The sequence below is a fragment of the Paenibacillus sp. P46E genome, assembly GCF_001909095.1.
GTDB classification, from domain to species: domain Bacteria; phylum Bacillota; class Bacilli; order Paenibacillales; family Paenibacillaceae; genus Paenibacillus_AQ; species Paenibacillus_AQ helianthi.
In genome coordinates, this window is record NZ_LVYZ01000002.1 from 80,540 (window position 1) to 104,817 (window position 24,278).

At 51.6% G+C, this 24,278-nt stretch carries 27 protein-coding genes; 4 read left to right on the forward strand and 23 right to left on the reverse strand.

Going from position 1 to position 24,278, the window contains the following annotated elements; all coding sequences use genetic code 11:
* Positions 1 to 44: 44 nt before the first annotated feature.
* On the reverse strand, positions 45 to 2,213 hold the full coding sequence (locus tag A3849_RS01705; RefSeq protein ID WP_074109886.1) for a glycosyltransferase family 39 protein: 2,169 nt from the start codon (positions 2,211 to 2,213) through the stop codon (positions 45 to 47).
* A gap of 380 nt (positions 2,214 to 2,593) precedes the next feature.
* Here A3849_RS01705 and A3849_RS01710 point away from each other — a divergent pair, with 380 nt between their 5' ends.
* Positions 2,594 to 3,403 (forward strand): AAA family ATPase, encoded by an 810-nt coding sequence (locus A3849_RS01710; protein WP_074109887.1) that lies wholly within the window; start codon positions 2,594 to 2,596, stop codon positions 3,401 to 3,403.
* 35 nt (positions 3,404 to 3,438) lie between these two features.
* Here the strand turns inward: A3849_RS01710 and A3849_RS01715 are convergent, their stop codons facing one another.
* From A3849_RS01715 to A3849_RS01750, 8 genes are all read right to left on the reverse strand, one after another.
* Entirely contained in the window at positions 3,439 to 3,984 is a 546-nt protein-coding gene (locus tag A3849_RS01715; RefSeq protein ID WP_074109888.1) for a DUF1697 domain-containing protein, read from the reverse strand.
* Between the two features lie 25 nt (positions 3,985 to 4,009).
* The gene (locus A3849_RS01720; RefSeq protein WP_074109889.1) at positions 4,010 to 4,822 is read right to left on the reverse strand and encodes a phosphotransferase family protein; all 813 of its coding nucleotides are present in this window, start codon (positions 4,820 to 4,822) and stop codon (positions 4,010 to 4,012) included.
* A gap of 15 nt (positions 4,823 to 4,837) precedes the next feature.
* Positions 4,838 to 5,134: an antibiotic biosynthesis monooxygenase family protein gene (locus tag A3849_RS01725; RefSeq protein ID WP_074109890.1), complete on the reverse strand. Its 297-nt coding sequence runs from the start codon at positions 5,132 to 5,134 to the stop codon at positions 4,838 to 4,840.
* Between the two features lie 35 nt (positions 5,135 to 5,169).
* Positions 5,170 to 5,796, reverse strand: coding sequence for a hypothetical protein (locus tag A3849_RS01730; RefSeq protein ID WP_074109891.1), 627 nt, complete (start codon positions 5,794 to 5,796; stop codon positions 5,170 to 5,172).
* 120 nt (positions 5,797 to 5,916) lie between these two features.
* Positions 5,917 to 7,023 (reverse strand): GerAB/ArcD/ProY family transporter, encoded by a 1,107-nt coding sequence (locus A3849_RS01735; RefSeq protein ID WP_074109892.1) that lies wholly within the window; start codon positions 7,021 to 7,023, stop codon positions 5,917 to 5,919.
* Positions 7,024 to 7,051: 28 nt separating this feature from the next.
* Positions 7,052 to 7,255, reverse strand: coding sequence for a hypothetical protein (locus A3849_RS32655; RefSeq protein WP_074109893.1), 204 nt, complete (start codon positions 7,253 to 7,255; stop codon positions 7,052 to 7,054).
* A 5-nt stretch (positions 7,256 to 7,260) separates the two neighbouring features.
* Positions 7,261 to 8,415, reverse strand: a complete 1,155-nt coding sequence (locus tag A3849_RS01745; RefSeq protein ID WP_083613330.1) for a Ger(x)C family spore germination protein — start codon at positions 8,413 to 8,415, stop codon at positions 7,261 to 7,263.
* Positions 8,412 to 9,962, reverse strand: a complete 1,551-nt coding sequence (locus A3849_RS01750) for a spore germination protein (RefSeq protein WP_218619200.1) — start codon at positions 9,960 to 9,962, stop codon at positions 8,412 to 8,414. The genes A3849_RS01745 and A3849_RS01750 overlap by 4 nt, the downstream gene beginning before the upstream one ends.
* Before the next feature lie 200 nt (positions 9,963 to 10,162).
* On the opposite strand from A3849_RS01750, the gene A3849_RS01755 reads away from it, so the two are divergent.
* Entirely contained in the window at positions 10,163 to 10,498 is a 336-nt protein-coding gene (locus tag A3849_RS01755; RefSeq protein ID WP_074109894.1) for an MGMT family protein, read from the forward strand.
* Here the strand turns inward: A3849_RS01755 and A3849_RS01760 are convergent.
* From A3849_RS01760 to A3849_RS01800, 9 genes are all read right to left on the reverse strand, one after another.
* A complete protein-coding gene (locus A3849_RS01760; RefSeq protein WP_074109895.1) occupies positions 10,483 to 11,175 on the reverse strand; it encodes a DUF1361 domain-containing protein in 693 nt (230 codons plus the stop codon). The genes A3849_RS01755 and A3849_RS01760 overlap by 16 nt on opposite strands.
* Entirely contained in the window at positions 11,172 to 11,981 is an 810-nt protein-coding gene (locus tag A3849_RS01765) for a hypothetical protein (RefSeq protein WP_074109896.1), read from the reverse strand. The genes A3849_RS01760 and A3849_RS01765 overlap by 4 nt, the downstream gene beginning before the upstream one ends.
* A 16-nt stretch (positions 11,982 to 11,997) precedes the next feature.
* A complete protein-coding gene (locus A3849_RS01770) occupies positions 11,998 to 13,773 on the reverse strand; it encodes a SulP family inorganic anion transporter (protein WP_074109897.1) in 1,776 nt (591 codons plus the stop codon).
* A 106-nt stretch (positions 13,774 to 13,879) separates the two neighbouring features.
* Positions 13,880 to 14,206 (reverse strand): ArsR/SmtB family transcription factor, encoded by a 327-nt coding sequence (locus tag A3849_RS01775; RefSeq protein WP_062522366.1) that lies wholly within the window; start codon positions 14,204 to 14,206, stop codon positions 13,880 to 13,882.
* A 106-nt stretch (positions 14,207 to 14,312) separates the two neighbouring features.
* The gene (locus A3849_RS01780; protein ID WP_074109898.1) at positions 14,313 to 14,690 is read right to left on the reverse strand and encodes a hypothetical protein; all 378 of its coding nucleotides are present in this window, start codon (positions 14,688 to 14,690) and stop codon (positions 14,313 to 14,315) included.
* Between the two features lie 63 nt (positions 14,691 to 14,753).
* On the reverse strand, positions 14,754 to 16,370 hold the full coding sequence (locus A3849_RS01785; protein ID WP_074109899.1) for a phospholipase D-like domain-containing protein: 1,617 nt from the start codon (positions 16,368 to 16,370) through the stop codon (positions 14,754 to 14,756).
* Positions 16,371 to 16,740: 370 nt separating this feature from the next.
* Complete coding sequence (locus A3849_RS01790) at positions 16,741 to 17,037, reverse strand: putative quinol monooxygenase (RefSeq protein WP_074109900.1); 297 nt, start codon at positions 17,035 to 17,037, stop codon at positions 16,741 to 16,743.
* A gap of 142 nt (positions 17,038 to 17,179) precedes the next feature.
* Positions 17,180 to 17,815: a nitroreductase family protein gene (locus A3849_RS01795; protein WP_074109901.1), complete on the reverse strand. Its 636-nt coding sequence runs from the start codon at positions 17,813 to 17,815 to the stop codon at positions 17,180 to 17,182.
* Between the two features lie 40 nt (positions 17,816 to 17,855).
* Complete coding sequence (locus A3849_RS01800) at positions 17,856 to 18,284, reverse strand: MarR family winged helix-turn-helix transcriptional regulator (RefSeq protein ID WP_074086783.1); 429 nt, start codon at positions 18,282 to 18,284, stop codon at positions 17,856 to 17,858.
* A 173-nt stretch (positions 18,285 to 18,457) separates the two neighbouring features.
* On the opposite strand from A3849_RS01800, the gene A3849_RS01805 reads away from it, so the two are divergent.
* Positions 18,458 to 19,237 carry a carbon-nitrogen family hydrolase gene (locus A3849_RS01805; RefSeq protein WP_074109902.1) on the forward strand — a complete coding sequence of 260 codons (780 nt, stop codon included), beginning with the start codon at positions 18,458 to 18,460 and terminating at the stop codon, positions 19,235 to 19,237.
* 166 nt (positions 19,238 to 19,403) lie between these two features.
* Here the strand turns inward: A3849_RS01805 and A3849_RS01810 are convergent, their stop codons facing one another.
* Positions 19,404 to 20,474 (reverse strand): lipoate--protein ligase family protein, encoded by a 1,071-nt coding sequence (locus tag A3849_RS01810; RefSeq protein ID WP_074109903.1) that lies wholly within the window; start codon positions 20,472 to 20,474, stop codon positions 19,404 to 19,406.
* A 281-nt stretch (positions 20,475 to 20,755) separates the two neighbouring features.
* Here A3849_RS01810 and A3849_RS01815 point away from each other — a divergent pair, with 281 nt between their 5' ends.
* Positions 20,756 to 21,649 (forward strand): CHAD domain-containing protein, encoded by an 894-nt coding sequence (locus A3849_RS01815; RefSeq protein WP_074109904.1) that lies wholly within the window; start codon positions 20,756 to 20,758, stop codon positions 21,647 to 21,649.
* Positions 21,650 to 21,737: 88 nt separating this feature from the next.
* Here the strand turns inward: A3849_RS01815 and A3849_RS01820 are convergent, their stop codons facing one another.
* From A3849_RS01820 to A3849_RS01835, 4 genes are all read right to left on the reverse strand, one after another.
* Positions 21,738 to 22,073 (reverse strand): thioredoxin family protein, encoded by a 336-nt coding sequence (locus A3849_RS01820; protein WP_074109905.1) that lies wholly within the window; start codon positions 22,071 to 22,073, stop codon positions 21,738 to 21,740.
* A 37-nt stretch (positions 22,074 to 22,110) separates the two neighbouring features.
* On the reverse strand, positions 22,111 to 22,473 hold the full coding sequence (locus A3849_RS01825) for a MerR family transcriptional regulator (protein ID WP_074109906.1): 363 nt from the start codon (positions 22,471 to 22,473) through the stop codon (positions 22,111 to 22,113).
* Between the two features lie 184 nt (positions 22,474 to 22,657).
* Positions 22,658 to 23,293: a ThuA domain-containing protein gene (locus tag A3849_RS01830; RefSeq protein ID WP_074109907.1), complete on the reverse strand. Its 636-nt coding sequence runs from the start codon at positions 23,291 to 23,293 to the stop codon at positions 22,658 to 22,660.
* A 36-nt stretch (positions 23,294 to 23,329) separates the two neighbouring features.
* Positions 23,330 to 24,052 carry an SDR family NAD(P)-dependent oxidoreductase gene (locus tag A3849_RS01835; RefSeq protein WP_074109908.1) on the reverse strand — a complete coding sequence of 241 codons (723 nt, stop codon included), beginning with the start codon at positions 24,050 to 24,052 and terminating at the stop codon, positions 23,330 to 23,332.
* Positions 24,053 to 24,278 lie beyond the last annotated feature (226 nt).

Sequence of the window (24,278 nt, forward strand, 5' to 3'; positions counted from 1 at the left end):
AAATCAAGTTAAGCGCGCTTACTGTACAGCCTGTAAACCCCGTCCTATTGAACACTCACTTCGTACAAGGTTCCGCCGTTAGTGCCTGTCTCTGTTCCCTGCCACTCTGCTGTTGGAACTACAGTTCCGTTCTCCGTGATCCAGTTGGTAATTTCAGAGTTGCCCCCGCGACCTCCACCCATGCCTCCGGTAGTGACAAGGAAATATTTCACTTTACCGCTCGCCACAAGCGCCTTCAGTGTATCGGTGGTATATGGCACATCCGAGTTGTTGAACCCGTTTAGAATAACGACCGATTCATTTTTATCGATAATATAAGGGCCTGCAGTTCCATAATCCATTGCCGCGAACAGATACTTCTCACCGGTATTATGCTCTTTCAAATAGGTCAGCAGACTGTCGTTGACTCCCGCTGTGCCATTTCTGCCACCCAATCCGCCTATTCCTCCTACGCCACCCATGCCGCCAAAACCGCTCCTGCTGTCCGGTCCAGCCGCCGGAGTCATGCTGTTTGCTCCGTAAGTAATAGGTGTCAGTGCCCAGTAGACAGGTCCGACCAGCAGCACCAGTAAACCCATCACCGCTGCAGCATGTACGAAAGGCTTCTTCAGCCCTTTCCATACCCGCAATGCGAGCAGCAGCACAGTGACAGCGATTCCTCCAGCCAGAATACCTATGGACCAGCCGCTTCCGATCTTATCATCATAAGGATGAATAATGTACCATTGAAAAACAGCTGTAGCGAGCGTCGCCACTGGAAGCAGCCAGGATAGCCAGGTTGAACGTTCCTTGTAATAGGTCCACAGCTGCAGCCAGCCTGCTCCGGCCAGTGCCGCAATCGGCGGAGCCATCATAATCAGGTAATATTGGTGGAAAAATCCGGCGATGCTGAAGAATCCCATAGCCGGCACCAGCCAGGCCAGCCAGAACAACGCTTCTTTATGCTGCCATGTGAAGTTCCGTCTGCGCAGGCTGGCAAAGATTCCGATGCAGCCGAACAGCAGGAAAGGCAGCAGCCAGCTGGCCTGGCCGGACAACGCCGATTGGAACAAGCGGAGCGGACCGGCAGTACCTGTGTTGAACATTCCTCCTGCGCCGCCATTCATCCCGCCGCGGCCGCCTTGCCCGAAATCAAACTGGCCCCGACCGTCCATTCTGCCTCCCGTCGCCTGTCCCGGCATCCCGCCGTTATCTGCAGCCTGGCCGCGGCCCAGGCCTCCGTCCGTCTGTTCGTCTCCTGTACCTCCAGGTGGCTGTCCCTGTGCCTGACCGTCTGTACCATTCCTCATTCCTTGACCGCCCTGGGCGCCGGCTCCGTTCATAGGCGGCATCTCCCCGCCATTCCATGACGGCATCTCGCCTCCGCCGAACATTCCCCCGCCTCCGCCGCCGGGAAAGCCGCCACCGCTGCCGCCGGTACTGCGGTCACCGGTCAAGCGCGACACCCCGTTATAGCCAAAAGCCAGATTCAGCACAGAGTTCGTCCCGCTGCTGCCCATGTAAGGCCGTTTGCTTGCCGGGATCGAATCCACGATAACCGCCCAGGATAGCGAAACCACCAGCAGCACTGCGGTACAGGCTGCGAGAACTCCGGTTTTTCTCTTCCAATTCACCTTCGCCGCCAGAACATAGAAGAGGTAGAATGCCGGAAGCACCATGTATGCCTGCAGCATCTTCTCGTTGAAGCCTACGCCGATCAAGGCAAACGCTGTGAGGAGACTGCCCCATTTATTATGCTTAGTACCCTTGAAGAGAAACCAGGCCGCAAGCAAAAGCGTGAATACCAGCATGGCATCAATATTATTCGTTCTGCTGACAGCAGCAGCTACGGGTGTAGTTGCCATTGCCAGTGCCGCCAGCCGCGCTGCCGTGCGGCCGAAGGTTGGTTTCACCAGCAGATATACCAGCAATACGGAACCCATTCCGCTAAGCACCTGCGGCAGGATCACGCTCCAGCCGTGCAGCCCGAAGATCAGCGCGCTTAGCGTCTGAATCCAGAACGTCACAGGCGGCTTATCAACCGTTACCGAGCCTGCCGAGTCCAGCGAGGCAAAGAAGAAGTTGTGGAAACTCTGAAGCATGCTTCCTACTGCTGTGGTGTAGTACGTGTTTGAGTATTGATCATTCCAGATTCCATAGCCATACAGAAAGGCTGCAAGCAGCAGAATACCCAGCAGCACGACATCGGAACCCAGCTTTTTTATCCATTTCATTTCTCTCCACTCCCATCGATCGATACACTATTCCGGCAGTGCTCTATCCCCCGGTACAGCTTTGCTTAGGTGTATTATGGCACCCCTACCTTAACTGATAATGAAATCAGGCTGAATGTTTGCTGAATACCGGAACGATAAATACGGAACGATAAATAGCCCCACAACGTGGGGCCAAGATTGTCGGGAAACCCAGGTCATTTTTACGGCCTTGGGTCTCTTTTTACGTTCAGGCTGTCGGAGGACAAGTAGTTGTACGCCGTAGGCGCTAACAGTTTCCGTATTTGGCCCAAGGAGGATATAATTACCACGATGGGCATCCACGCTAGTGTTGAACTTGGATAATGATGAAGCATGAAATTAGCTAAGGGAGTGCGGCAATGATTTATTTAAGAAGCTTTAAGCTTTCTGATTATACAGATCGGAATCCCAACATATACCCTGATTATGTATTTAAGCACGTGGCTGGAGAGGTGATTTTGTTTGATCGGATTACGGTGTTGTATGGCAATAACGGGAGCGGAAAATCCACTTTACTCAATGTAATCTCCAACAAGCTGGGCATTCCTGGGGCGGAAAGAATGACAAGCTATGGACATATTAACTATGCGCAACGTTTCCTTGATTGGAGCAGCTATCAGTTTGGGTATGATGAGCAAGAACATGAAATCAGGCATCTTCCAAAAGGAAGCCGATATATGAAATCAGAGGATGTTCTATATGAGATTAAGAAGATCCAGCAATCTTCCGTGCTTCGTGAGGGAATCATAAATGAGCAGAGACACAAAGGGATGAGCGAGGCTCAGGCGGCAGAATATGAAGCTACGTATGCGTTTAGGAAGAAGCTGGAGGACATTCAATTTGCCCAGGAAAAATACTCCAACGGAGAAACCTCCATGCAGTTTTTCGAAGAATATCTGCGGCCTGGGCAGTTGTATTTATTGGATGAGCCGGAAACATCACTTTCTCCTGCTAATCAAATACGGATGGCAGAACAAATAAATGAACTGGCACGATATTTTGACAGCCAATTTATTATTGCCACTCATTCCCCTTTTGTTCTAGGCACGTTGCATGCAAAAATATATAATCTGGATGCAAGGCCTCTTCAAACAGCAGAATGGTTTGAGCTGGACAATGTGCGGTTTTTTTATCAATTTTTCAATAAGCATAAGCCATTGTTTGAATGAGAGAAGGAGCAGCACCGTCTTTCAATACCAGCCTGCTATTCCCCCCGCCCGATTGCTGCCAGCTTATTCACCGTATTCCAATTCCGTGCGGTAATGGATGTGCCCAGCCATTTGTCGAGCGGAACCTTGAACAGCGGAGACTGGCTTACACTCACCTCATACAGGGTGTACATCTCTTTGCCGGCAATGCGCAGCTTATCTGCGCCATCGGCGTAGGGGATCAGCTTGACCAGTGCCTCCTCCGAGGGAGCCTTACTAAGAAAAGAAACATACAGCCTTTTATAATCCTCTTGTGACAGGTTCTGAAAAGGATTGGCAGTAATAGCCGCCTCAAGTTCCGCAAGCGTACGGATCATCACAGAGACCTCGAAACCAAAAGTGTCAAGGATCGCCGCACTGATCGCAGCCTCAAGCTTAGCGGCAGCCGATTTCCCGCTTTCAAACACCACATTCCCACTCTGAATATATGTACGCACCTGTTCATATCCAAGCGACTCGAACATTGTCTTCAAAGCCTGCATTTTAATGATTTTGTTGCCGCCCACGTTAATGCCGCGCAGCAGGGCAATATATGTATTCACAGCGCACCTTCTTCCCTAAATATCCTTACCGGAGGGAGCTTAATCTTAGACGTCTGCGGATTTCACGGACCAGCTGCTCTTTCTCCGCCAGCGGAACGCCTTCCGTAAGCCGGGCTGCCGCTACCGGCAGCACCCAGGCTTTTACCTCGGCGTAAGTAAGACCCGATAACCTGAGGTATTCTCTGATATAGCCTTTCGTGAGCCTCTGTCTTATAAAACCAGTAATAAGCCTGGTGGCGAGTGATGCTCCCGGCGGTAAGGCTCCCATACTGAGCATAATGACTGACCTCGCAGCATCCCCGGCCGGATTGCCGGAAATTCCTGTCATCCAGTCGATAATCCACGCCTGCCCATCCAGCAGCACATTGTCCGGATGGAAATCCCCGTGCAAGAGCCGGTCTCCCTCCGGAAGCTGCTCCAGCTGGGCCAATACGGCCGTCTTCTCCTCCATGGCGAGCATGGGTGCAGCGATAATACTGCTCTTCAGGTTCTCTTTCTGCTTCCCAAAAGCCTCTGCCCCCTGGAGTTTATGAAGATTATGGTGGAGCACAGCCATTTGTCTTGCATATTCGGCAAGTTTCCACGGCTTCTCACCGATCAGCCTAAGCATGGAGCGTCCCTGAATTTGCTGAAACACAATGCCCATACGCCCCTCAAACGCAGCAAGCTCCATAGGCTGCGGGGTGAGAACGTTATGCTCATAGACATATTTACTGATCTCATATTCGTGCTCCACGTACTGCGCGGGAATATCCTCACGATAGAGCTTCAGAATCTTCCCTGTTCCATATTCCCAGACCTCTGCGGTTCTTCCTTCCCCAATCCGCTTCCCCTGCATACCGTCTCCCCCAAGCTATTCCAGATTAACAGACTTGAAATGCTCCACTACCGGGAAGGGGCTATAATAATGATGGAGCAGCGCTTTCCATTCCTGATATTGGCTTGATTCCCTGAATGAGATAGTGTGATCCTCAAGATTGCGCCACTTCACGAGCAGCAGATATTTATGATCATCCTCCAGACAGTGCTGCAGCTCATGGCCCAAATAACCTTCTATGGAAGAAATCAGTGCGGACGCCGCCTTGAAGCTCTGTTCGAACTGGCGGGTGAGCCCCGGCTTCACCTGAAGCATAGCTGCTTCCAGAATCATCATAATCATCTCCTTGTTGTGTGGTCTTTATAGTCTCAGCCTGTGAGCGCATCCCGGAAAAACTCGTGATAGAAATTAATAATGACGAGCAGCACGGCCAGTGATTCATTGACACTGCCTACTTCGAGCGCATGATTGGCGTCATCAATCTGATATACCCGGAGATTCTTCTGACCGGTAAGCCCGGCGGCATGCTCCTCTGTGAATGTCGGGTCGCTGCCACCGTAGATGATGCTGCCCCGGCTTTGTCTGAGCAGCGGCATCGAATCGGTAACTGGCGTTATATACAAATGCGAGGTTTTCTGCTGAAGGTTCATCTCTGCCGCTACTCTTCCGGCAATGACGCTCCCCATGCTTTTGCTGATGAAGAGAAGCTGTTCATAGTCCGGAAGTGAAGCTACGGCCGCTTTGCATTCCTCGGTTACAATATCGATTTCCTCACGTTTGAGCTCTGCACGTGCACTCTGATAGCCATATTCGAGCAACAGGATATCGCAGCCATACTCTCTGGCCAGCTTAGAGGCATAATCCAGCAGCGAACGTTCAGCGGAGTAGTTCCTGCCCGGAAATACTACCGCGAGCACTTTCGATTCCTGTGTAATATATTTATGTCTGACTTCTCTGCCCCAATGCGAGGACATGACGATACTTGATACACTCACCTGTGCTTCCTCCTACGCCAGAAATTAGCTCTCTGCCTCCCATTATAGCTATCTTCTGCGAAGGATGGAAATATAAATGAACATGGCGTAACTCTGGAAGCACCAGAAGCAACACTGCCCTTAATGCTGAGCGGTTTCCTGCTTGCGGCTTTTTTTCCGGGCCAGGATTTCAGCAGCAATCCACAACATCACAGGAATGACGACTTGAAACGGCAAGGCATAAATCTTGTAAATATGGTAGGCAAAATACTCCATCTGCATAATATCTTTATAGATGAAATCCGCCAAATAGACCATGATGAGGCCGATCTGCAGTACAACGGAGCGATAGCTGCGCAACTTGAATACTTTAGCCACTCCATTGCAGGTCACATACAAACATAAGCTCACCTTAATAAAAAGCGCCGTGACAAACAAAATCGCTGATGAGCCTTCAATTCGGGTCAGGAAATCGCCGATGTTGATTCTGCTAGCCGCCACATACGAGGGGAAATATAGACTGGATAAGATATCCGGTCCCAATACCAGCAGATTACGCAAATTGACAAACAGAATAATAATTCCGGCAATACACGTGCTGCTGACCAGAACCCTTGCCGCCGAACCCTTTTGAGGCAATGTATGAAAAGCACCCAAAAACACCACAATCTCGGCAAACGGAAAGGTGAAGGAGCCTACCATATCTGTAAGCACAGGCTTCCACCCTCTGTCCAAGACCGGCAATAAATGATGAAATTGAAACTTGGGGATGGAGAGCAGCTGCACCGCTATGATCACAATGAATGTAAACAGCAGCAGGAATTTGGCACTTCTCCCCAGCACTTCTATCCCCTCCTTTACTACCCACACGCATAGCAGGCCAATAATCAGCATGGGGGCCAGCATCGGTGTTGAAGTCAGGGGAACCGACTTGCTGAACTCTCCGAAATTCCGCAGTACCAGCGAGCCCAGATGCAGCGCATACCAGATATACAAGCAGGAGAGCACTCTTCCAGCTACTGCTCCAAATACAAGGATTAGCATGTCGTACAGATCTTTGCCCGGAAATAGCACATGCAGCCGCGCATAGATAAACATAAGCGGAAGGGTCAGCAGCATGGCAAGAATTATAGCAATCCAGCTGCTGTTGCCGGACTGCCCTGAAGCCCCCATAAACAGAGAACTGCCGATAATAAAGAGGACCGCTATGCTTATAGACTGTCCTGCCGGGATGTTTTCCTTACCCATTTTTCCTCCCCCCTTAAAAAATCTGGTCTTAGAACAACTTCTTAACCATATAAACGATCGGAGGAGACGGGCTTGGGATGTCCCAATGCATGGATAGGGCAAAGGCCAGAGAGAAGGACACAAGGCACAGTGCCGAGCACACATAGAAGTCCCACTTCTTCCCTTGGTTCAGCAGACCGTAAGGGTCAATCACCACGATGATGGCATAGATCAGCAGCAGATAAATGACCATATCTGTTAATCCCCCAGCTTAATAGAGCGCGAAGTTTTGGCAGTGTTCTCTATAATCACCTTGGAGTCTACTGAAATATCCAGTTTTGCGAATTCGTTATCCCAGTTGTCACGGAGCTTGGCCCAGACCTTTGGCTGATGTTCATGAATGATTTCCCCGTACCCAAAGATATCGGCATGGTACTCCTGCTGCACCTTCCTTATGACGGACTCGATGTCCTGCTGGAGAGCCTTACCCGCACGCTCTTCAATGCTGCTAATGCCCTCTTTGCCCGAGAAGTTTTCCGTAGTCATGACTTCATCGAGACCGGTACGTGTGACTGTTCGGACCTGCAAGCTCAGCTTGCCGTTGACCAGCTTTGGCTTCACCTTGGTTCTGCTTGATAATATCTCCAAAGAGTAGGTGGGAACCCCGTGTATGTCATTCACCGCCAGTACGCCTCCCTTGATGCCGTCTTTGGCAAACAGCATGTTTTTGGTCTCTTTCCCATTCAGCTTGCCTATCATTTTATCCTTTGAGAAAATAGCACAGCCGTTAACACGTTCATTCTTCTCCCCGTTCTGCTCATGAACGTAGATCAGAGGTGCCACCGCATGATTGCCCGAGGTCTCAAGCTTGTCGATGAAATCCCATATTTCCACGGTCGGCGCAGTGCTGGTAAACTTCTCGTCACGCATCATTTGTGCCAGTTCAAACGACAGAATTGTTTTTGTGGACGTGTTCAGGTCCAGGATCTCCCGCGCGGTCGGCTCGCCGGACACAAAAATGAACACATCTGATCTGGTTTCTGTATCCCTGCTGTACCAATCTACTGTCTTGACCAGCCCTTCGCGGGCAACCTCCTCGCTGAAGATGATCGCCTTGGCATGGCTCCAGAACAGCTTTTTCCCGGTTAGGGATATCATATTGCGGACAATTTCAAACATGGTTTTCCCCTTAAGACTGAGCATCTTGAAGCCGGCCTGATTCTGTTTAAGCCCTCCCTTGATGTCAACTATCTCTGCCGTCAACTGGATCTTGCCGTTAGCAGCATCCTTGTCGATGGCCACCCCGGCTACAATGGACATATCATCAACCTCGGTATAATTCCAGCAGCCGCTGAGACACAGTACCAGGGCCATGCAGAGCAGCAGCGTCAACAGTCTCGGAGCTGATCTCACCGGCTACCCGCCTTCTTCCGGGGCGCCTTCCGCTTCATATTGCGCGCACCGATCATTGCGGGCCGAAGGTACATATCCCACCATGGCGCGCGGATCGCCGTATCCTTAATATCCTGCGGGCGGATAGAGCCCACTCCCAGCATATAGGGAACCCCGAAGGAGCGGAGACTCATCAGATGAACCACCAGGCCGAGCAGTCCCAAGAAGTATCCATAGATTCCAAGAAAAAACGCTGCAAACAAAAGAATCAAACGCACGATAATCATGGGTCCGGTAAGCCTTGGATTAAGCAAGGTTGTGATTCCGGTAAGGCCTACCACTATGACCATTGGCGCACTCACGATGCGTGCATCTACAGCCGCCTGCCCCAGCACCAGCGCTCCCACAATGCTTACCGCCTGGCCAATGGTGGTTGGAATCCGTGCACCCGCCTCGCGCAAAATTTCGAATATTGTCAGCATAATTAATGCCTCGATAATGGTGGGGAAAGGAACGGACATCCTGGCGGCGGCAATGCTGAGCAGCAGTAAGGTAGGGACCATCTCCTGGGAGTAGGTAACCAGAGCGACATATACTGCCGGAATACTGATGGACATGAAGGCTCCCATGACCCTTAAGAACCGGTTGAAGGAAGCAAAATAATAGTTGATGTAGTAATCTTCACTGGCCTGGAAGTTCTCCACAAAAACATACGGCAGCGTCAAGGCAAAGGGGCTGCCTTCAATCAACAAGGCAATACGGCCCTCCATAAGCTTACTCACAACCGTATCCGGGCGTTCTGTGCTGCCCATCATCTCGAATGGGGAGTAGGGCTCATCACGGATCAGTTCAGCCAGATAACCGGTATCCAGGACATGGTCAATCTCTACCTGCGCAAGCCTTGCCTGCAGTTCGGCCAGAATATCCGGTGAAGCCAGGCTCTCCATATAGCAGATGCAGGTCTGCGTGTTGGACCTTGTTCCAACGTCACTAAAGACAAACTTCAGATCCGAATTCTGGACTCTGCGGCGGACTAGGGTTAAGTTGACGATCAGTGATTCCGTGAAGCCTTCTCTTGGGCCCCGGATTGCTTTTTCCGTTGTAGGTTCTTCTATTGCACGTGTCTGCCAGCCTTGGGCATTAATATTCAGCGCCCCGGCATAACCGTCCAAGAGAAATACCGTTTTGCCTCCTACCACAGCGCCTACCAGTTCATCCAGCTCCGCCGAAACCATAATGTCACCGATGTTTATTATCTCCATACGGATTTTCTCCATCAGCTTCGCCGGATTCCCATGGTCTTCTTCCTTGAATGGATAAGTCATTATAGGCTTCGTAATACCATTCTGTATAAGATCCTTGTCAGTCATTCCATCCACATAGATCAGGCCGCAGCGCAACAGCGTTCCATAGTTATTCTCAATCACCCGCACCCGAAGCGTCCCGTCATTGCTGAATATCCGCCGGAACAGAGCCACATTGTCGTCCAGCGAGGGACTAAGCGGCTGGGAAGACGATATTTTGGAGGCGTCCTGTCTGTTTCCCAGGGCAGCATCTGTATTCTTCACAGCAGTCACTCCTGTCACAATTGTTTTGATCTGATTATCCCCCGACTCTGCTTCTCCTATTCGCCATAATTATACTGTGCAGGAAATAGAGTGCTCCAAAAGCAAAGCCCGCAGTGCTCTTCGGGAGCATCACGGGCCTGGTTCTTCTGATATAATTCAAGTAAATCCACACTACTGTTTGTACAAAAGGAGTTCCAGCCATGACACCATTCACACAAAAGGTCATCGCCGTCATCCGCTCGATTCCCGAAGGTTATGTCATGACCTATGGGGGCATCGCCAGGGCTGCCGGAAGCCCGAGAGGGGCTAGACAGGTCGTTCGCATCCTACATTCCATGAGCCGTACATACAAGCTGCCCTGGCACAGAGTGGTTAATGTCAAGGGGGAAATTGCCCTTACGGACGATGAATCCAGCTCTCTTCAGCGGTTATATCTGCTGGGAGAGGGCATCGTTTTTGACGCAAAGGGAGCGATCGATCTTCAGCGCTACCAGTATCATCCGGAGTCTGGGGATGAGCTTCAGCTGATGGAATAAGGCCGGTCCCTTCCTTTGCCCAGCACATTCAGCAGGCAGTACATCGTTGCATAAATAGCCAGCAGCACACACGCAATGAATACGCTGAAAAAGACCGACTGCCTATTCAGGCTGTCGGCAACGAGCTGGTACAGCTGATGCCGGTCGGTGAGCACATCCCAGCTGTTCAGCCGGTACACCCGTCCGAGCAGTACGCCATACCCCCCGAGTGCGCAGGCGAATACCACAAAAATCCAGGAGAGCAGCAGGTTACTTTTTCGATAAATCACAGCCTGGAACTGATACAGGGAGAAAAATCCGGTCAGCCAGCCGCTCCAGGTGAACAGCAGCAGCGTAATCAGATCATACCAATAACGGCTCTGGATCATTCCACCGACAAAATACAAATTCTTGCGGATCGTTAAGTGCACCAGATCGGTCATAATATATGGCGCGTTCGGAAAAAACAGCAGCCAGGCGATGCCGAGCGGAAGCACCAGCAATCCGCCGATTTTTCTTTTGTCCAGTTCATGGGCAGCCATGGAGAACACGAATGGGAGCCAGGCCAGAAACAGATTCCAGATTAGAAACTTGTAGAACGTATCTGTCCGCTGAGACACTACACCGTAGACCGCCAGTGTGACAAGGGACAGTCCTGCCAAAAGCAGAAATACCTTGATATAATTCAATTCCTTCATGTCCGGGTAATCTCCTTATCCCTATGAATTTCATAAACTCTATTGGTAATTGTACAAATTTTTCTATGTCTTGTACAAATCGGAGCGGCCATAAGCTTGATCCGGGTGGCAGATTCAAAAGCAGATATACCTTTGATCCGGCTCTTTCCACGCGGGTGAGCCGATTCAAAAGCAGATATACCTTTGATCCGGCTCTTTCCACGCTGGTGAGCCGAATCAAAAGCAGATATACCTTTGGTTCGGCTCTTTCCACGTGGGTGGGCCGATTCAAAAGCAGAAATACCTTTGATCCGGCTCTTTCCACGCGGGTGAGCCGATTCAAAAGCAGAAATACCTTTGATCCGGCTCTTTCCATGCGGGCGAGCCGATTCAAAGGCAGAAACACCTTTGATTCGGCTCTTTCCACGCGGGTGAGCCGAATCAAAAGCAGAAATACCTTTGATCCGGCTCTTTCCATGCGGGTGAGCCGATTCAAAAGCAGAAATACCTTTGATTCGGCTCTTTCCACGCGGGTGAGCCGAATCAAAAGCAGATATACCTTTGATTCGGCTCTTTCCACGCGGGTGGGCCGATTCAAAAGCAGAAATACCTTTGATTCGGCTCTTTCCACGCGGATGAGCCGAATCAAAGGTCACTCCCTTTACTGTCCCATGACCAGTCAGAGCAAGCGGCAAAGGAGCATTAAACGCAAAGCAGCACTTCTCCAGGCGAAGGGAGAAGCGCTGCTTTTGCTGGCCTTTGAAAGTTAATAGAATTAAGGTAAACTTCTCTGCCATAGCCTGCCGCTGATGCCAAAACTCATCCAAACACACGGCTCAGCGGCTACAATTCTCCGCTTAGTTTACGCGCTACAGCTGGCACGCGCCCTTTGAAGGCACTGCGGCCAGACGTTTCATCCAGTCCGGCAAAGGCTGCGCATTCTCTGAAGGCAGCATGTCGGCAGCCCAGACACTTATTATAATTAATGACCTTAAGTGCATCATTGATTGCCTCTCCGGTATGCTCATAGAACTGCGTTGCTCCGATCTTGTCGTACAGCCCGGTCTTCTTAAGCAGCTCGAGCGGCTGAGATTGAATACCTGAGATCATCAGGCGGCCCCCATCCTCATGCAGCTTCTTCACCAGCCCTGCCAGATTAGCTTCACCGGTGGTGTCGATAAACGGCACTTTGCCCATCCGCAGCAGAATAACCTTTGGCTTATCGGGGCCGAAGCCAGGCATCGTATTCTCGAACCGGTAGGCAGCTCCGAAGAACAGCGGCCCTTCCACGTTATAAATACCGATCTGCGGACAGTCATGGCTGTCCGTGACCATATGTGCCTCAACCTTCACTGAGTCCGGATCAGGCAGTACCTTGGACACCAGATGCACCTCGCCCATCCGTTTGACGAACAAGACTACAGCGAGCACCAGTCCAACCTCCACAGCTACGGTTAAGTCGGCAAAGACGGTCAACAGAAACGTAATGAACAGCACCAGCGAATCTCCGGTTTTCAGTTTAAGCAGATGAAGGAATTCCTTGCGTTCGCTCATATTCCAGGCTACGACCATCAGGATCGGTGCCATCGCGGCCAGCGGAATACTCGATGCATAGGGTGCAAACAGCAGCAGAATAAGAAATACCACTACACCGTGGATCACGCCCGACAAGGGGGAAGCGGCGCCGCTCTTGATATTGGTAGCAGTCCGGGCAATCGCGCCGGTAGCCGGAATCCCGCCGAACAGAGGGGCAGCAATATTAGCAACCCCCTGTCCGATCAGCTCACGGTTGCTGTTATGTCGGCTGCCTGACATTCCGTCCGCCACCACAGCGGATAGCAGAGACTCTATCGCTCCTAGCATGGCAATGACAAAGGCCGGACGCAGCAGCAGCCTAATCCGTTCCCAGGTAATGACCGGGAAATGGAAGCTCGGCAGTGTATTGGGAATGTCCCCGTACGCAGAGCCGATTGTAGTCACCTTGCCGCTGAAAAACAGTGCGGCTATGAGGGTTGCACAGAGCAGTCCGACCAGTGCCCCTGGAACTTTTGGCGCAAAGCGCATCCCCAGTATAAGCACAGCCAGACAAATGGCCGCCGTCAGAATACTGTACAGGTTAATCGTAGAGATGTGCACGCCAATCTCCTTCATGTTGTCCACGAAGCTCTCATGCCGCTTCATATCCTTCAGGCCCAGAAAGTTCGCGATCTGCCCCGTGAAGATAATAACGGCAATCCCTGCGGTGAATCCGATCGTTACAGGCTTGGGGATAAACTTGATCAGCACTCCCAGCCGGAGCAGACCCATGAGGACAAGAATGACCCCGGCCATCATTCCGGCAAGCAGCAGGTTCTCATACCCATACTGCATGGCAATGGCGAATAAAATAGGAATAAACGCACCCGTAGGTCCGCCGATCTGAAACTTTGAACCACCAAACAAAGAAATTATAATCCCTGCGACTATGGTTGTATAAATTCCGTACTCCGGCTTCACACCCGAAGCAATAGCAAATGCCATCCCCAGAGGAATGGCAATGACGCCTACGATAACCCCTGAAATGAGATCCTTACGCAGCGAAGCAATATTATAGCCTTTGAAACGGCCCCACCCTGTCATCCTTTAACCTTCTTTTCTCTGAATATCTGATTATTTGAATATAAGAGCAACATTACTCCTGCAAGCCTCGCTTGTCAACGGGTAATCCGCCCCGGGAGGCCCCGGGTTATTCGCTGCGGATCCCTTCCAATAGGGAGATTGCGTTCACCAGATGATTATCGAATATCTGCTTAGCTACGGCCAGAAGGTCTTTGATCAGGGGGTCCCGCAGCGAGTAAATTACCGTTGTCCCTTCTTTTACACTGGCTACTACATTCTTCGCGCGGAGCACGGCAAGCTGCTGGGACACGGCAGACCCTTCGGACCCCAGAATGGCCTGCAGCTCATTCACATTCTTCTCGCCTTCGCTTAGCAGCTCCAGGATACGAATCCGCATCGGATGAGCCAGCGCCTTAAAAAATTCTGTCTTGAATTGCTGAATATCGCTGTTCATTGAACCTCTGCTCCTCATTAGCTTACTTCTTGAATACTATTTATCTTAGCCTATTTAGCCAAGAGTGGCTATGCCAATGGGTTAAATTGATAGACGAATCCCTTATTCACAAAAAGATCGGATACAACCGGATCTCCCGGGTCCTGACTTCCACAAGGCTCCCCAGTGCCATCGGCTCGCCAAGGCTTTCGAACATAATCAGCTCTCCATCCAGCTGCAGACAACCGGTTCCATCCTCCTCGATATTGTCCAGCACCCCGGTAAGCACCACAATATCACCTTCCAAACAGATGCCGTGATCTCCTCCGCCTGCCGGAATGATGTCCACCCAGCGCATAAGCAGTGCCGGAATTTCGAACTCTACCATAGCCAGGTCCCCCGGCTTCACCTGAGCTCCGCACCAGATTCCTCTACCCTCTCCGGCATCCGCTTCAAAAAACACCTCGTCCTTCTTCAGGCCTGTCTTCTGTATTTTGATATTCATCGCAATGGCTCCATTTGCTAGGATTTACTGCATATTATACATGACATCCGGCCCGCTGCGCGATCAGGTATAATTCCGGGTTGCTGTATTCACATAAGTGCTGGGGTGCATCCACGGGTGCTTGAAGAATTCCCTCTTATCAGTGATTTTGCGTGATACGCTGAGGTCATAGTCTATCATGGCTTTTACTTTTGCTGCAAAGGCCTCTCCCTTCACCAGCAGCCCCAGCTCAAAATCGTGGCAGGCGCTTCTTTCGTTGATATTATATGAGCCGTGGAACACCGCGTGTGACCTGTGGTCATAGGTGATTTTCCAATGGGAAAAGCGTTCTGTAGCGCTGTAGTCATAAAAAGACACCCCCTTGCAAAAAGGGACATACATATTGCTGCGCACAGCTGCACGGTTGGTGGGATGGTCATTGACCTCCAGCGGATTGCAGATCGTAAGATGGCAGGAGCACTCCGGTCCGAGCCCGCCCAGCCGGTCCCAGAAGGCCTGGTCAATCAGATACGGGTTCACAATGACCGTCTCATTGGCAGCATACGTGATCAGATCCAGATAATACTGCTGTATCAGATTGACCGGATTTCCGGGAAAACTCACAAACAGCGTACATTCCTCTGAGCCGAAATCCATATTGCCTTCTGAACGATAAAATGCATCCTCCGGATCAAAGAAATCCCCTCCGAGCAGAAGCCATCTGGACTGGAACACGGCATTCAGCGGCAGCGCCGCTGCTCCCCGGATACGGAAACAGCCGTCATGCCACTCCTCCTCATGGGCCGGAACGCCCATGGGGCGCCCATCCACCTGCACAGAGGCAGAGGCTTCAATCGGTGTGGCAAACGTATATTGATCTCCAATATTCAGACTGCCCACGATAGAGGTGATTCCGTCGATAATCATGAATTTGCGGTGGTCAATCACATTCAGTCCCGTCAGCTCAACGTCCTCCTGCACTTTATCCTGCAGGAACAGGATGCTCTCAGGTATACCCTGAGCCTTCAATTCAGCCCGTCTTCTACTCCACTCCATAGCAGAATAGTAGGAGTGGAAGGTATCCTGTAGCTTCGCTCCCGCTTGCTCCAGCCGGTCCGAGATTTCCGAGAACCTTCCGACCTCCAGGTTATGTCCATACCCCAGGGCAGTGACATTGTAATTCACCATCAGCCGGACCTGAACCCCACGATCCAATGCTTGCAGCAGCGCTGCCGCAATCCGGTTACCTGAATCATCATTAAAAAACAGCATGACGGACAGATGAATATAATGCTGGGCCTTGGCGATTTCCTCAAGAAGCATTTCCAGACACTGCGGTCCGTTCACATATGCGTCGACCTGGTTATTACGGGTAGTCCGCGGAGCCAGCGCCCGAAGCTTACCCGAATCCAGCCGGCTGATCTCAGCGGCAAGCTGTTCGAGCAGTTCCGTACTGAAACCCGGCAACTCAGTGAGCTGCGGTAACTCTGTGATTACGCCGCCGATTCTCTGCCGGTATGCGCGGGCAGCGCCTCCTTCCAGAGCAGCGGCAATCAATGACGACACCCGTTCGGACGGGTCCGCAACCGCCCTCAGTGATCCGCCCGATATATAGTAATTCACAAAATCTATAACATCCCGCTGAAGCTCTTGATCCCATTCTCCGAGGGACATTCTCTTATGGCTATGTATATTCTTCATTGGCAAGTCCTCCATCCTTCGTAAGGCATATCTAACCGGTTCAGGACCAGCGAACGAACAAATATCTGGTCTAATCAGGCTAAGGTTAGATACCCCGGATCGTCTGCCAATAAACGTACCGCGACATGCAACTTCCTCACCACCCCATTCTACCGGTATAGAGTAAAACACATAAACGCTTATATTCAAACAAACAGGGGAAGTCTCAACAGCCCGTACGGCTCTTGAAACTTCCCCTTGCTTCGAAGAATATATTCCCTTTGATTTCAATCCTGCGATCCGCTTCACTGAACAGCTCCAACAGGCTAACGGTAACCCGGTGAGATGGCTCAAAATGATTCACTGCAGGAATTCATCTTCCAGTTGCAGATTATTTGCCTGCCGGTTCTCCGTTAAATGCCTTAACGTCCAGCGGAGCGGTCAGGAACTCAGGCGCTTTCGCTGCAAATCCGGTGAAGTGAGCACTTGTATTATGGCTGGCTACAGCCTCCATATCGCGCCAGGTTTCGATCATGATATAGGTGTTTTCCTGTTCAAAATGATTGTACAGCTCATAAGAGAGGTTACCTTCTTCTTTATGGGTAGCGGCTAACAGCTGCTTCGCCTCAGCCAGGAATTTTTCCTTAAGCGCAGGGTTTACTTGCATTACAGCATGAATAATAATCATTGATTAGTCCTCCTTAAAGTTTTGTAAGCATAGGCTCACTGATTAGCTTCATACAAAACTCGCTCCGGAAGCATAAACTTAAGTTCTAGGATAGGCTAAGTTTATGCTTCCGGACGAACTTATATATATGAGCTTACGCCTCTTATTTCCACTGTGCGATGGTGTCGATAGGCAGACGGACGGAGGCGTAACCTTCTTCAGCGGCTTTACCGATGGAGATCAGCATGACTGGAACATAGCGCTCTTTGTCCATACCGAAGACTTCGGCGATCTGGTCTTTCTCGAAGCCGCCAATGGCGTTGGTGTCATAGCCGTGGGCACGTGCAGCCAGCATCAGCTGCATGGAGACGAGACCACCGTCAATCATGATCGTTTCTCTGTTGATATCTGCAGGCAGTTTCGCGAAATGCGCACCCAGCGCAGCAAGCTGTCTTTCTTTTACTTCAGCAGGCATCAGTCCGCGCTCTACAGCGGTGCCGTAGATTTCTTCGGCATAATCGAAATTGTTCAAATCTCCGAACACGGCAATCATGGCCGCAGAGGTCTCTACCTGAAGCTGGTTGAACTTAGCGATAGGCGCCAGCTTGGCTTTACCTTCTGCACTTTCAATCACAAGGAACCGCCAAGGCTGCATATTCACCGAGGAAGGTGCCAGCGTGGCTTCGGTAAGGATTTCAGTCATTTCTTCTTTCGAAATTTTGACAGATGTGTCGTATTTACGGATGGAGCGGCGGCCTGTGATAATACTTGTGAAATCATTGGTTCTGGTTGCATTCATGAATAATAAACTCCTTTTATAGTTGGATTATAGTTTATGGCTACAGCAAGTTGATATTATGCTGCAGCCGGACAAGCATATCTGCGAGCAGAGCGCGCTCTGGCTCATCAAAACCGGCGAGCAGACTGCCGATGAAGCGGCTCTTCTCTTCCTTGTACGTACGGATTTTGTCTCTTCCCTGCGCAGTCAGCGAGACCAGGGTCACTCTATTGTCATCGGGATTGTTGCGTCGGGAGACCATGCCATTCTCCTCCAGCCCCTTTAGGTGACGGGTGATGGCTGCAGCATCGATGTCTACTTGCTTTTGCAATGAAATCTGGCTGATCTCAGTAACCTGAAACAGCTCGTGAAGCAGACGGAGACGGGTGGGGCTTATGCCCGCACAGCGCTCAAAGGTTGGCGTAATGGCTTTGTTGAGCGCCTGCAGCCGTTCAAAGATGCGGTCTTCCTCAGGCAGATGTTCAGTCAAGATTAACCCCCTAACACAAATAGATTGCGCAAAATCTTTTTGACATTCATCACTTTACACCTTTATCCTTGACCCGTCAACTAATAATTTGAATTGGCTTTTTAACTTGCCCCGGCATCCGCTTACCCGTAGAATCAAGGTGTATTGCTCCACCAAAAAAGGAGGGCTGTTACATGAAAATCTCCCTGCTTCAGCTCGATATAGCATTTGGCAATCCCCAGGTAAATTATGCTGCCGCAGAACGTAAAATCCGTGAAGCTGCTGCTCAGGGGACGGATTGTGTGGTTCTTCCCGAGCTGTGGACAACCGGATATGATTTGACCCGGCTTGCGGAAATTGCCGACCCTGAAGGGAAAGCTACAAAAGCTTTGATGTCAGGACTAGCCCGCGAGCTCGGCATCCATATTGTGGCCGGCTCCGTCGCCAGCAAGAAAGATAACGGCATAACCAACAGCATGTATGTGTTCAGCCGCACCGGAGCGATCGCCGGCGAATACAGCAAGCTGCATCTGTTCCGTCTGATGGATGAGCACTTGTATCTGCATCCCGGAGAAGCCAAGGGTCTGTTCACTCTGAACGGAACAAGCTGCGCCGGACTGATCTGCTACGATATCCGCTTCCCCGAATGGGTCCGCACCCATACAGCGCTCGGTGCCGAAGTCCTGTTCATCAGTGCCGAATGGCCGCTGCCGCGTCTTGCCCACTGGCGGGCGCTGCTGATCAGCCGGGCGATTGAGAATCAATGTTATGTCGTTGCGTGCAACCGTACTGGAAAAGATCCTGCGAACACTTTTGCCGGCCATTCAATGATCATCGATCCTTGGGGCGAGGTGGTCTGCGAAGCTTCGGAGAACGAGGAAATTCTGAGCGGAGAGATTGATTTGCACAAGGTGCGGGAGGTTCGTGCGCAGATTCCGGTGTTCTCCGACCGGAGGCCGGAGCTGTATTTTTGATCCGCCGACTGATTGCCAGGGTACATCAAGTTGAACTTTAGAGTGCAAAAAAGTGCCGCCCCTACTGAATCTATCAGCAGAAGCGGCACTTTCCCGGTCAGCCGGTGATGCTTCATTACACCGGCTATGGGGCAGGCCGGTTCGCTTCGACCGGCCATGACACAGCTTAGCGGGCGTAGCGTTCACGCAGCACCCGCGCCGCCTCCAGTACACGGGTATCGGTGTACTGGAGCTTGTACCCTGCGGCCGCCAGCCCCGCCGCAGGCTGAAGCTTGACGCCGCGCCGGGACAGAGCCTGGCGGAATCCTTCGGCGAATACATCCGCCGAAGCCGGTCCGCCAAGCTCGCCTAGCGCGGCTAGGGTCTGCGGCATGACGCGCGGATAGTCCAGCGCGTCATCGCCATCCGCGGCGGTATCATAGAAGCCGCGGATCAACTGCCCGCGCTCCAGCCCGGAGCCGGAGACGATCACGAACGCGTGCACGAAGTACGCGCTGCTCTGCCTGCGCTGGGCGATGCCGCAGAATTTGCGGCCGCCGATGGCCAGATCGAAGTCGCCCGGGCAATACGACCCGGCGATCTCGCCTGCCCGGATCTGCGCCGCTGCCTGCGGATGGCTGACCGCAACGGATTCTGTGATCAGCGAAGCCAGCAGCCGGAAATCATCATGAAAGTCCAGCTTGCCCGGACTTTTGCGGAGCAGCAGCGACACGTTGACGATGCCGGCATCCAGCGGCACAGCCGCGCCGCCGGAGTGCCGCACCGCTGTGCGGTAGCCCTGCTCTTCCAGCTCAGCCATGGCTTCAGCTGCCCGCGGCAGCTTGCTGTCCCGCAGGCCCAATGCCACGCCGCCGGGATGGCTCCACAGATGTACAGACGGCGGAACAAGGCCCGCACCTACATCCCTGCAGAGCGTCTCCTCGAACGCGAACGGGAGCAGCATATCTCCGGCAACCGCTTCAACGGGCTCTTGCACCGCTGCGGCTCCTTCTGCATCTGTTATCCTTCGGGAGTCTGCACTTTCCGGTGAGGATTCCCCTCCTGCCAAGTGTTCAAAGAGCGCCATAACCGGCGGGAGCAAACCCGCAGACGGATGCACCTGCTCAGGTTCAGACTCCTGGAACAGGACCTGCCCCTGCTCCTGCAATCGCCCGTTCATATGTCTTTGCTCTACTACTTGCTCCTGCACTTGACCCCGCTCTTGCCCTTGCCCCTGCTTTTTGTATTCTCCGCTCATCCTAACCCCTCCCGGTGACCATCGCTTTCCTCTTTTGCGTAATCAAGACATCTACACTTACTGGCTTCCTGCAGACTGCCGCCGAATACTCCGTCTTCCTGTTCTATTTTACAATACCGCCAATATTCCCATTGTAACCGATCCGGGGTGCAGCAGCGAAGCTCAGGGCAGTACCTTCATTTGAAAAAGCAGGATGATAGCGTTATCCTTAAGATATATGAGGAGCAATCATCCTGCACCAAAAGCTCATGCTATACACAACCCTTAAGGAGTGATGCCGCATGACTGACCTGCTAACCGTGAAGGAACGGCAAATCAGCAAAACCAGACAATGGGAGCTGGCGCTGAGCAAGCTCTATCTCAATTTCCGTGATTACAGTAAGGATGCGCTGAAGGAGTTCGGCGATGAAGATATCCATCAGGCCAGAGTGAACTGCCGTAAGCTGCTGACGCTATTGTCCATTCTAGATCCTGAACATCTGGTGACAGCAGATCTGTACAGTGCCTTCAAAGAGGCGCAAAAAAGACTCGGCAAGGTTAGAGACGCGGATGTGTTGATTGAATCCTTTAAGGATAGACGGGAGCAAGCGGAGGAAGCCGGAGAAGCCAAATCGGCCAAGCTGCTCAAGGCGGTTATCCAGTACCAGAGGAACGAGCGGAAGAAGTACCGCAAGAAACTGGGCACCAAACTGCCCAAGCTGTGCGGCAAAGCGCTGGACGCCGAGTGGGAGGCATTCCTTAGCCGCGATCTCGAGGCACTGGCGGCCAAAAGAGATGCGAATGTTGTCATGCGTGAGCTTGAGGTCGCTTACGAGCAGAAGAAAAAAGCCTGCAAGACCCTGTCTAAGGGTCCTGAGGCCGAATCCAAGGAAGCCTTCGATGCGCTGCATGAGCTGCGGATTGCCGCCAAGGAATTGCGTTATACTGCCGGTGCCGCTTCCTTTGCGCTCAACCAGAAATTCCACGCCCATGAGGAAATCTACAAAGACATCCAGGAGCAGCTCGGTACTATTAACGATAAACGGGGATGGCTGGAAGTGATCCAATCCATTGGCCGTGATGAGCTGGGGGTCAGCCTTAAGGCATGGACTGAATTCACGGACAAGCTCAGTGCTGAAGTGCTCGAAGCGCTGCACCATAATGAAGTGGTACCGTTCCCAATGAATGCGAAATAACCGCACTTCGTCCATTTATATCCCCCCGTTTTCCCCATAAGAAAAAGGCAGGAAGCTAAGCATTATGCGGCTTCCTGCCTTTCCTGGTTTACCGGCTATTCGCGGCGGCAAATTTGTCCAGCACGCCCTGATAAGCCGATTTCGGCCGCAATCCTACCAGCTTTTCCATAGGCTGCCCCCCATTGTATACGATCACGGTAGGCAGACCCATGACTCCTGCTTCTGCAGCCAGCTCCGGCAGCTCATCGCAATTCACTTTGAGGATCGTGATGTTGCTGCCATACTCTTCATCCAGTTGCTCCAGGATCGGCAGAAGACTCTGGCAGGGCGCGCACCATGGCGCTCCGTAATCTACCAGCACAGTTCCGCCTTCCTGCAGCTGTCTCCGAACGGTGTCGGCGTGCCCGGCATTTATAACAGTCATTGTTAACTCCTCCTTGTCAGCCTGTGAATTCTTCAGGTCATTCTGATTCCCGCTGCTCCTGCTGTATGGAAGCAATCCGCTCCTCCAAATTCTGCTTGATCTGGTTCAGCTGCAGGAGCTGACGCTCAATATCCTCCAGCTTGCTGCGGTACAGCGGCATCACTTCTGCACAGAAAGCCTCTTTTTTCTTCAGTACACAATTCAAGAAACCGGCGATTTCCTCGGTCGATAAGCCCAGATTCAAATACAGTTTGATCGTCTCCACCGTCTCCACGGACAAAAGCGAATACTCTCGGTATCCATTCGCCTGGCGGAGCGGAGTGATCAAGCCCTGACGTTCATAATATCGCAGAGAACGGATGCTGACACCCGTCCGTGCGGCAAGCTCACCTATTTTCATGGTCTGTTCTCCCCGGGGTTCATGAGAAATGGTCTGTTCTTAGTATAAACCCTGACACCAGTGTCAGGGTCAAGGCTTTTTAACGCCGGGAGTAGCCAAATAGCCAAAAAACCAACAGCAGTCTAACGCTTCCGTTGGTTTTTCACATTATCCATCCATATGATGTTGTTAAAATGATCAAGGGCTACAGTAATCCGGCCGCCCATAGACCGCCCTTTGTAATCATCTGCCGGAACGGCTCTACGGAAAAGGAAGGAAGATGATGGCCAGGCATCAGATACACAACACGCCCCATCCCGAACTCATGACACCAGGCTGCCGCATGATGGGCCCCCTCATGGAAATACTCCGCCAGCACCGTCGTTTCAAAATAGGGCTGCATGTCAAAATAATACGGCTCGTCCTCGATCACAAAGTCGGTAATCCCCTGCATGATCGGATGGCCCGTTGCCGGAACTGCCATGTGAAGCTCAGTATAGGCCGGATGATGCGTAAAATGCGCTCCCAGCATCACACCCAGCTCCTGGTTACGCTGCAGTGAGATCCCATTGTGCACTACGAGCAGTCCTCCGCCGTTAGCTACATAGGAGAGCAATGCCCCGCTCTGTTCAGGAGCTATTTTGTTGTCCGAAAATTCTGTATACGCTATCACAAGCTTGTAAGCCGATAGGCTGTCCGGACTGAGCAATGAGTAATCTTCGGTGGACTTCACATCCAGCTTCCCGGCAAACAATTCCTCAAACACGTGGTCCACCCCGGAGAACGGATGATATTTAACCTCTGTATAGCTTCCCAGCGCCAGTGCCTTCCATTCTGTCATCTTTCATCCACGCCTTTCTCTAAGCAAGAGTTGATCTTACCAGGGCCAGGGATTGCCGTCCAGATCCAGATAAGCCGGTTCCATCCCCATATGCGTCTTATGCTCCTGCACGATTCCCATAATTTTGCTGGCGGATTCTTCAGGGGGAATAGGGGCTGCCTCATTCTTGTCACCGTTCATGTAGGACTGGAGCCAGCCCGGATGAAAAACCATCACCTGGCCGCCCATGACCCGCAGATGATTGTGCAGCAGGGAGGACTGCATATTAAGCGCTGCCTTAGACATACAATAACCGTACATGTTAATCCGCTGATTGCGGCTGATGCTTCCGGCTTCGGAGGAGATGTTCACAATCAGCTTTGGCTTGCCTTGCAGCAGGAGGCCCATCAGCGAATTGCTCACCCGCAGAGCGCCAAGCGTATTCACATTATATATGTGCGCCATCGCGGTGTCATCCATATCTACCAGCATGGTGGCATCATCCGCGCGGTCAATAATTCCAGCATTGTTGATGATCATATCCAGATAGCCTGTGCGTCCTGCAATGGTTCGTGCCGCGCACTTTACGCTATCACTGCTGCCGACATCCATCGGAACCAGAAAGAGCTGTTCTTCATATTGTGTATTAAGCATTTCCAATGCTTCCGATTTCTCCAGATACTGCCCGGCAAAAACGTTATATTTATTCTCCAGAAGCCAGCGCACAAGGAAAAACCCGAGTCCCCGGTCGGCACCGGTAACACAAGCGGCCTTTTTCATGGAATGGGTCACTCCCTCTTATCAGACATCAATATACATAAATCTCCATATCCCCCTACACCTTAGCACGGCAATTGTCATTTATCAACGTCCTCTGCTGGACTATTCTGCTAATGCATTCCCTGCTGATCTTCTTTTTGATTTAATTTTGAACTATGTTACAATCAGGAATATCATTGTTAACAACCGAATTGTTAGCAAAATAAACTACCAGGAGGGTGAACCC